This window comes from Stenotrophomonas sp. Sm10 (genome assembly GCF_030985515.1).
Classification (GTDB): domain Bacteria; phylum Pseudomonadota; class Gammaproteobacteria; order Xanthomonadales; family Xanthomonadaceae; genus Stenotrophomonas; species Stenotrophomonas hibiscicola.
In genome coordinates this window covers 25,316-33,492 of sequence record NZ_JAPTFO010000051.1, presented here as the reverse complement: position 1 = coordinate 33,492, position 8,177 = coordinate 25,316, and the positions used below count along the sequence as shown (strand labels likewise).

8 protein-coding genes are annotated in these 8,177 nt (G+C 67.8%); 4 read left to right on the top strand and 4 right to left on the bottom strand.

Annotated features, from left to right (window positions below; genetic code table 11):
• Positions 1 to 365: 365 nt before the first annotated feature.
• The 3 genes from O0J15_RS14330 to hemH form a co-directional block, all read right to left on the bottom strand.
• The gene (locus O0J15_RS14330) at positions 366 to 2,471 is read right to left on the bottom strand and encodes a methyl-accepting chemotaxis protein (protein WP_308305836.1); all 2,106 of its coding nucleotides are present in this window, start codon (positions 2,469 to 2,471) and stop codon (positions 366 to 368) included.
• Positions 2,472 to 2,761: 290 nt separating this feature from the next.
• Positions 2,762 to 3,616 (bottom strand): alpha/beta fold hydrolase, encoded by an 855-nt coding sequence (locus O0J15_RS14325; protein ID WP_019661775.1) that lies wholly within the window; start codon positions 3,614 to 3,616, stop codon positions 2,762 to 2,764.
• Positions 3,613 to 4,575: a ferrochelatase gene (gene hemH, locus O0J15_RS14320; protein ID WP_019661774.1), complete on the bottom strand. Its 963-nt coding sequence runs from the start codon at positions 4,573 to 4,575 to the stop codon at positions 3,613 to 3,615. The genes O0J15_RS14325 and hemH overlap by 4 nt, the downstream gene beginning before the upstream one ends.
• Before the next feature lie 165 nt (positions 4,576 to 4,740).
• On the opposite strand from hemH, the gene O0J15_RS14315 reads away from it, so the two are divergent.
• The 4 genes from O0J15_RS14315 (at position 4,741) to tatC (ending at position 7,157) form a co-directional block, all read left to right on the top strand.
• Positions 4,741 to 5,631 carry a YSC84-related protein gene (locus tag O0J15_RS14315; protein WP_019661773.1) on the top strand — a complete coding sequence of 297 codons (891 nt, stop codon included), beginning with the start codon at positions 4,741 to 4,743 and terminating at the stop codon, positions 5,629 to 5,631.
• 75 nt (positions 5,632 to 5,706) lie between these two features.
• Positions 5,707 to 5,934, top strand: a complete 228-nt coding sequence (gene tatA, locus O0J15_RS14310) for a Sec-independent protein translocase subunit TatA (protein WP_026347229.1) — start codon at positions 5,707 to 5,709, stop codon at positions 5,932 to 5,934.
• Positions 5,935 to 5,949: 15 nt separating this feature from the next.
• Complete coding sequence (gene tatB / locus O0J15_RS14305) at positions 5,950 to 6,411, top strand: Sec-independent protein translocase protein TatB (protein ID WP_019661771.1); 462 nt, start codon at positions 5,950 to 5,952, stop codon at positions 6,409 to 6,411.
• Positions 6,408 to 7,157, top strand: a complete 750-nt coding sequence (gene tatC / locus O0J15_RS14300; RefSeq protein ID WP_058979271.1) for a twin-arginine translocase subunit TatC — start codon at positions 6,408 to 6,410, stop codon at positions 7,155 to 7,157. Before tatB ends, tatC begins: the two co-directional genes overlap by 4 nt.
• An 85-nt stretch (positions 7,158 to 7,242) precedes the next feature.
• Here the strand turns inward: tatC and O0J15_RS14295 are convergent, their stop codons facing one another.
• Entirely contained in the window at positions 7,243 to 8,154 is a 912-nt protein-coding gene (locus tag O0J15_RS14295) for a BPSS1780 family membrane protein (RefSeq protein ID WP_019661770.1), read from the bottom strand.
• Between the last annotated feature and the right edge of the window lie 23 nt (positions 8,155 to 8,177).

Genomic DNA, 8,177 nt, shown 5'->3' with positions numbered 1-8,177 from the left:
GGAAGTGAAACGCAGCTGCGCCGATGGTAGTGTGGCTCAAGCCATGCGAGAGTAGGTCATCGCCAGGGTTTACACCCAAAACCCCGCTGCTTACGCAGCGGGGTTTTTCTTTGTGCGTACCAAACGCCGGTAGTGCCGGCCGCTGGCCGGCAACCCGATGGCATTACATCGCCCGGTAGATCCACGCCATGCGTGGATACCCCCTGCGAGGAGCAGCGGTGCCAACCAAGGTTGGCCGCCACCAACAGCAGGCCCACACAGCAATCGGTTGCTGGCCAGCGGCCGGCACTACCAGGGGCAGGTCACGCATAAAAAGACGGCGCCCTGCGGGCGCCGTCCTCATCCACTCGCTTGGCAGACCCTGATCAGGCGGCCCGCGGGACCTCGTGTGCTTCCTGCTGGCGGAAGACCGACACCGCTTCAGTCAGCGTCCCAGCCTGCGACTGCAGTTCACGTGCGGCAGCGGTGGCCTCCTCCACCAGCGCCGCGTTCTGCTGCGTGGCCTGATCCATCTGCACCACGGTCTGGTTGATCTGCTCGATGCCAACCGACTGCTCCTGAGAGGCCGCCGAAATCTCGTGCATCAGGTGGCTGACATTCTCAACGCCCCCGACAATGCCCTGCATCCGCTGGCCCGCATCGGCCACCAGCTGGGCACCTTCGCCCACCTGGCGACCCGCCTCATCGATCAGCTTCTTGATTTCCTGTGCGGCGGCGGCGGAGCGCTGCGCCAGCACGCGCACCTCGCTGGCCACCACCGCGAAGCCGCGGCCCTGCTCGCCGGCACGGGCGGCCTCCACTGCCGCGTTGAGCGCGAGGATATTGGTCTGGAAGGCGATGCCATCGATCACGCCAGTGATGTCGCCGATCCGCTTCGAGGCTCCCTCGATCGCCTGCATGGTGTCGACGACCCGCTGCATGGCGACGTTGCCGTCGCTGGCGGCGCTCTGGGTGGTGATCGCCAGCTGGCTCGCCTCGCGCGCATGGGCAGCGTTCTGGCGCACGGTGGCGGTCAGCTCTTCCATCGAAGCGGCGGTTTCCTGCAGGTGCGCTGCCTGGCGCTCGCTGCGCTCGGACAGCGCGCCATTGCCCGCAGCGATTTCGCTCGCAGCGGTGCTGATCGAGGACGCGCACTGCTGGATACGGCCCACCATGCGCGCCAGCTGGCCGGCGGTGGCGTTGGCATCGCGCTGGATCGCGGCAAATGCGCCGTGATACTCACCATGCATGCGTCGATCGAGATCGCCGCTGGCCAGCGCCGAGAGCATCTGCCGCACCTCGTCAACCGTACTGCCCAACGTATCCAGCAACTGGTTGATGCCACCGGTGAGGCCATCGAGGAAGCTGGCACCTTCGGTTGCCTGCAGGCGCTGGTCGAGGTCGCCGGCGGCGGCGGCCGCGACGATGCCGGCGACGGCGTTCTCCAACGCGAGCTCATGGGTACGGTCATGCCACTCCACGGCGAAGCCCAGGCGCACGCCCTGTGCGTCGAAGACCGGAGTAACCACCTGTGCGAAGTGCACCGGGCCGATCTGTACCTTGCCGTTGTGGCTGACCTGCAGGCCATTGAGGATGGCGCGGATCCGGTCCGGGTTGGCGTGGAAGCGATGGATGCTGCTACCGACCAGGCGCTCGGCATCGAAATCGGGGAAGGCCTGGCGCAACGTTGCCTGCTGGTTACGCAGCAGGGCCACCACCGAGCGGTTCACGTAGCGGATCACGTGATCGTTGTCGGCAATCATCATCGCGGTGCGCGAGGCATCGAGGGCCTGGCGGATCTGCGCGTTCTCGGCGTGTGCCTCCGCTTCGCGTCCACGCTGGGCCTGCACATGGCGTGCGGTGTCGGCCAGCGCATGGGCCAGCGAACCTGGTGTGTAGGCGGTGGTGTCAGCATGTGCACCAAGATCGGCGCCGGTGGCGATGTCGCGCGCCAGCGCGGCCAGCCGGCGGGGACCGTGGCCGAGTGCTTCGGTCTGCTGGCGGAGCCGCAGTGCGACCTGGCCAAGGAACAGGGTCAGGCCGGCCAGCATCGCGGCCTGCAGCAGCGCCGGCCACAGCGCAGTACCGTCCAGCAGCGGTGCCAGCAGGGAGAGCGTACCGACGCCACCGGCCAGCCACACCGGAAGGCGATCACGGTGGCCCAGCAGCACGCCCAGCAGCAGGGCAATCGGCAATGCCGGTGACAGGCTGATGATCGCGCACAACACGGCCAGCTGCAGCGACAACAGCAACGCCAGACCGTTGCGGGCGACGGCCCGGCCCGCCTGGGGGCCGCCCAACCACGCGGCTGGCAATACGGCGACGGCCGCCAACGCGGCGGCTTGTGCCTGCGGCCCACGCAGCGCCAGCACCAGGGCAGCCATAGCCAGTATCCCGCTGCCGATCAGCAGGCGGCGGTCAGCGCGGCGCGCGAGCTGCTGCAGATGCGGCAGGCGGGCGGTATCGGGGGGACGGGAGGATGCAACGGACATCGGCGACTCCTGGGTCAGCTAAAGACAACGGCCACGCCGCAACGCACGCAGCAGGGCGTGACGAGGGCGGGTGCCGGGAATTCGGGGAATGCGACGCGATCAGCGACGCGCAGACGGGGCACCGTGGCCACATCCTGTGGATGACGGTGCAGCAGAGCGGGCATGCGGACTTCCTTGCAGGACCAGACACACGCCGCAGGCCCGACCGGGTCCGCGTGCGGCGGGCGCAGGGGCCCGCAACTGATGTATCGGCCGCAACTGCGCGGAGTGAAGTGCGCGAACGCCGTGACTCAGCCGGCGTTGTCGTTGCTGAAGAAGTGCAGGATCACGTCTGCGATCTGTTCCGGGTTTTCCATGTGCAGGTGATGGTTGCCGGGAAACACCGCCAGCCGCCCGTTGCGCAGGTGCTGCAGGCGCTCGCTGCGCATCGGCTCGGGGTAGTAGGACTGCGCAGGCGTGGCATAGATTACCTGCGTCGGGCAGGCGATGGCCTGCAGCAGGTTGTCGATCTGGCCTTCGCTGAGGCGGATCGCGGTGGGCAGCATCAGCCGCGGATCGCTGCACCAGCGGTAGCCGCCCTCGACCGGTTCCACGCCCCGCTCGACCAGCAGCCGTGCGCATCCTTCGCTGAGCTGGTTGGTCATCATCCGCGCACGGATCGGCGCGGCCAGGTCAGGGAACACGCGCAACTGCTTGCGTGCCAGTCCCCGCGTGGCGTTTACATGTTCACGCAGACGGTTGGCCGTTTCTTCCTCGGGGCCACGCAGGCCGCCCAGTGCTTCGATCGCCACCAGCCGCTCCACGCGGTCGCTGACCGAGGCGGTGAGACTGGCGATGCCGGCGCCCATTGAATGACCGAGCAGGCTGAAGCGGTCCCAGCCCAGCGCGTCGGCGACATCGAGTACGTGGCAGATCGCGGCGGCCGTGGTGTAGCTGGCACCGGCCGGCAGGTGCGCGCTGTGGCCATGCCCGGGCAGGTCGATGGCCACCAGCTGCAACGGCGACAGGTGCGGCGCCAGCGGCACGAAGCTGGCCGCATTGTCGAGCCAGCCATGCAGGGCCAGCACGCGCGGGCCGTCGCCGTGATTGCGCAGGCCGGCGACGCGCGCGCCACCGACCTCCAGTTCAAACGGCTGCAGACTCATGCCAGCGAGGCCACGGCCAGCCGCGCCAGGGCGCGAGCGTGTTCCGGATCGGCGTTGAGGCAGGGGATGTAGCGCATCGTCGCGCCGCGCTCGGCCAGCGTCTCGGTGAAGCCCAGCGCCACTTCCTCCAGCGTTTCCAGGCAATCGGTGGCAAAGCCCGGGCAGACCACGTCGATCTGCTTCACGCCGGATTCGGCCAGCGCCCACAGGCTGGGCTCGGCATACGGCTGCAGCCAGCGCTCGCGGCCGAAGCGCGACTGGTAACCCATCTGCCAGTCGTCCCTGCCCAGGCCCAGTGCGTGGGCGATGGCCTGCGCGCTTGCCTCGCAGCGCTGCGGATACGGGTCGCCCGCGTCGGCCAGGCGCTGTGGGATGCCATGGAAGGAGAACATCAGTTTCCGGCCGCGACCGTGCTGCTCCCAGTAGCGGCGGATCGATCCGGCCACGGCCTCGACCCAGCCTGGATCGACCGAGTAATCGCGCACCAGGCTGACGGTTACGCCTGGGTTGCGGCGCTGCCACGCATCGACGCGGTCTTCGACCGAGGCGGTGGTGGTGGTGGAGTACTGCGGGTACAGCGGCAGCACCACGATGCGGCGCGCGCCGTCGGCTGCCAGGCGGTCGAGCTCGCTGGCCAGCGCCGGTTCGCCGTAACGCATCGCGTGGCGCACTGTCAGGGTCGGCAACAGGGCCTGCATGGCCTGCGCCAGCTGGCGTGTATGCACCATCAGCGGTGAGCCGTCGGGCAGCCAGACCTGGGCGTACTTGGCCGCCGAACGACTGCTGCGCAGGGGCAGGATCAGTCCGCGCAGCAGCGGCTGCCACAGCAGTGGCGGGATCGCGACCACGCGGCGGTCGGACAGGAATTCGGCCAGGTAACGGCGTACGGCGGGGGCCGTCGGCGTCTCGGGCGTGCCTAGGTTGACCGCCAGCACGGCGGTATCGGGTGCGTCGAGCATGGGCGGTATTGTCGCCGATCCGGCGCCGTGCCGGGATGCAGGGTTCGGATTGCAGGCATAGCGCGCATCAATGTGAGCAGGGAACGCTCATTGGGGATTCATGACAACGCTACTAATTTCAGTCACTTGCTATATCTTCCTATGGACTGACTTCTGGAGCCTGCCATGCGTCGCCCGATCCAAGCCCTGCTGATCGCCGCCAGCCTGCTGTCCAGCCAGGCCATGGCCGGACCGCAGGAAGACCAGCGTGCGCGCAATGCCGTGCGCGTGCTTGCTGAAATCCAGGAAATCCCCGAACAGGGCATTCCGGACAAACTGCTCGACGAAGGCCGCGCGGTCATCGTCATTCCCGACACGATCAAGGCCGGTCTGGTCATTGGTGGTCGTCGTGGCCACGGCCTGATGTCGGTGCGCATGCCCAACGGCGCCTGGTCCAATCCGGTGTTCGTGAAGCTGACCGGCGGCAGCATCGGCTTCCAGGCCGGCGTGCAGTCCTCGGACGTGGTGCTGGTGTTCCGCAACGACCGCAGCCTGGACAACCTGGTCAATGGCAAGTTCACGCTGGGCGCCGATGCCGGTGTCGCCGCCGGCCCGGTCGGCCGCAATGCCGCCGCTGCCACCGACGGCCAGCTGAAGGCCGAGATCTGGTCCTGGTCGCGCGCGCGCGGCCTGTTTGCCGGCGTCGCGCTGGATGGTGCGGTGCTGCAGATCGATGATGCCGCCAATCTGGATGCCTACGGCAGCAACACCACGCCGCGCATGATCTTCGAAGGCCGCGCTGCCGGTTCGCCGTCGATGGATGTGGTGGCCTTCCGTGACCGCCTGGAAGAGGCCACCTACGCTGCACGCAGCAACCGCAGCGGCAACGGCAGCGCACCGCGTCCGGCAGCGGCCCCGGCGGTTGCGCCGGCGCCTGTTCAGGCAGCACCGGCCGCCCCGGCGGAAGCCACCACGGCGCCGCTGCAGAACGTGCCGCAGACCCCGCCACCGCAGCAGCAGGGCTTCCAGCCGGTCAATGACGGCGAAATCCGCACGGAAACGCTGGGCGGGAACTGACTTTCGTCACGCGCGCCGGCTTACAGCCGGTGCGCTATGCTCGACAGCCTGATCACTAACGTAACGAGCGTCTTTATGGGCAGTTTCAGCATCTGGCATTGGTTGGTCGTGCTGGCCATCGTCCTGCTGGTGTTCGGCACCAAGCGCCTGACCAGTGGCGCCAAGGACCTCGGCTCGGCAGTCAAGGAATTCAAGAAGGGCATGCGCGACGACGACAAGCCGAACGCGCAGCTGGGCGACGAGTCGCGCAGCCAGGATGCCTCGCGCACCGTGCAGGACGAGCACGACCGCAACCCACGCTGATCCGGAGCGGTCGCGGTGTTCGATATCGGCTTCAGCGAACTGCTGGTGATTGCCGTGGTCGCTCTGGTGGTGCTCGGTCCCGAGCGCCTGCCCAAGGCGGCCCGCTTCGCCGGCCTGTGGGTGCGTCGTGCCCGCAACCAGTGGGATTCGGTGAAACAGGAACTGGAGCGCGAACTGCACGCCGAAGAGATCAAGCGGCAGATGCAGGACGTGCGCCAAGGCATGCAGGACACCGAGAACCAGCTGCGCGCCAGTGGCGAAGCGCTCCGTCGCCAGGCCCAGCAGGCGCGGCAGCAGGGCGACGATCTGGCGCAGGAAGTGCGAGCACCGGCGCAGGCCGATCTGCCGCCGCACATGATTGCCCAGCCCGGCGTGGACCCACCGGCCCAGGCTGGCGCCGTTGCCGGGGCGGCTGCAGACGCGCCCGCTGAAGCAGCCGCGACACCGCCGCCGCAGAGCACGGAGCGCCAGCCATGAGTGAACAGGATTTCGGCGAAAGCTCGCTGGTCGAGCATCTGGTGGAACTGCGCGGCCGCCTGGTGCGCGCATTGCTGGGCCTGGGCGTGGTGCTGCTGGCGCTGCTGCCGTTTACCCAGAAGCTGTACAACGCGCTGGCCGAACCGCTGGTGTCGCAGCTGCCAAACGGGCAGACGATGATCGCCACCAACCCGGCCGGCGCCTTCTTCGCCCCGCTGAAGCTGACCTTCTTCGTCGCCCTGTTCGTGGCGGTGCCGTGGCTGCTGTACCAGTTGTGGGCGTTTGTTGCCCCGGGCCTGTACGCGCGTGAGAAACGCCTGGCCGTACCGCTGCTGGTGTCGTCGGTGCTGCTGTTCTACATCGGCTGCGCCTTCGCCTACTTCCTGGTGCTGCCGGCGGTGTTCCACTTCCTCACCACCTTCAGCCCGGACGTGATCGCGATCACCCCGGATGCGAACGCCTACCTGGATTTCGTGCTGGCGATCTTCTTCGCCTTCGGCGGCAGCTTCGAACTGCCGGTGGCGATGGTGATCCTGGTACTGCTGGGCTGGGTGACGCCGCAGCAGTTCAAGGAAGGCCGTGGCTACGCAATCGTCGGCATCTTCGTGGTAGCCGCAGTGCTGACTCCGCCGGACGTGGTCTCGCAGCTGATGCTGGCGATCCCGATGTGCCTGCTGTACGAGCTGGGCATCCACGCCGCGCGCTGGCTGGTGCCGTCGTCGGTAGTGAAGAAACCCGCCGCATGATGCGGTAGCGCCGGGCCATGCCCGGCGTGCGGGGTGCGATGTGATGCCACGGCCGGGCATGGCCCGGCGCTACCGGTGGGACCGGTCAGGCGTGGAACACGTCGCTCGAGGTCGGCGTGGTCGGGATCGGCGGCGCTGCACGGCTGCCGCGATGCACGAACATCTGCTTCCACGCGGCGTAGACCGCACCGACATACAGCGGCATCAGCACCGTGGTCAGTACCAGCTGGGCGATGAAGGCTGCGGCCAGCGGGCCACCGATCAGCATCGCGATCTGGATCACGATCACGAACAGGATGTACATGCAGAACGCGGCGATCAGGCCGAGTGCGGCGAACACGATCATCGCGCCGATGTTTTCGATGCAGCCCTGCAGGCTCAGGCGCAGCGCATGCATGCCGCTCTGCTTGTCGAACACCACCAGCGCCGGCTGGGTGAACATCGCCAGCGACAGCGCCACCGCGCTCAGGAACACCAGCAGCATCCACAGCGCAATGCGCTTTGCCGGCAGGTTGGCGACCAGCGCGGCGGCATCGTCCGGCTTGATCTGCTGGCCACTGCGGCTGATCTCTTCCATCTTGGTCATGACCTCGCTGAAGGCGGTGAAGCCCTCGCGACCGATCATCATGAACAGCAGCGCGCCCAGCAGCAGTACCGCCAGCACCTGGATCGCCAGCGGCACCAGCAGGTGGCTGACGCGGTGGTCGCGGATCGGCTGCAGCAAGTGCGAGGCCAGGCCCGGGCGGCCTTCGTCGATCTCGCCCACGGCGTAGAGCATGCCGCCGAACATGATCGGCGAGATGGCCAGGGTCATCAGCTGCACGGCCATGCCTGCCGCGCCGGGAATCAGCGTGGACAACAGGGTGACCAGCCAGCTCACCAGCAGCCAGGCCAGGCCGATCCGGGCCAGCTGCAGCGGCGCACGCCGGTACAGGGAGAACGTATCCAGCAACCACTGGGCGCCCGCCGAAGCCGGCAGCTTGCGAATCTCTTTCATGGACATCCGGGAGGGACAGGAGG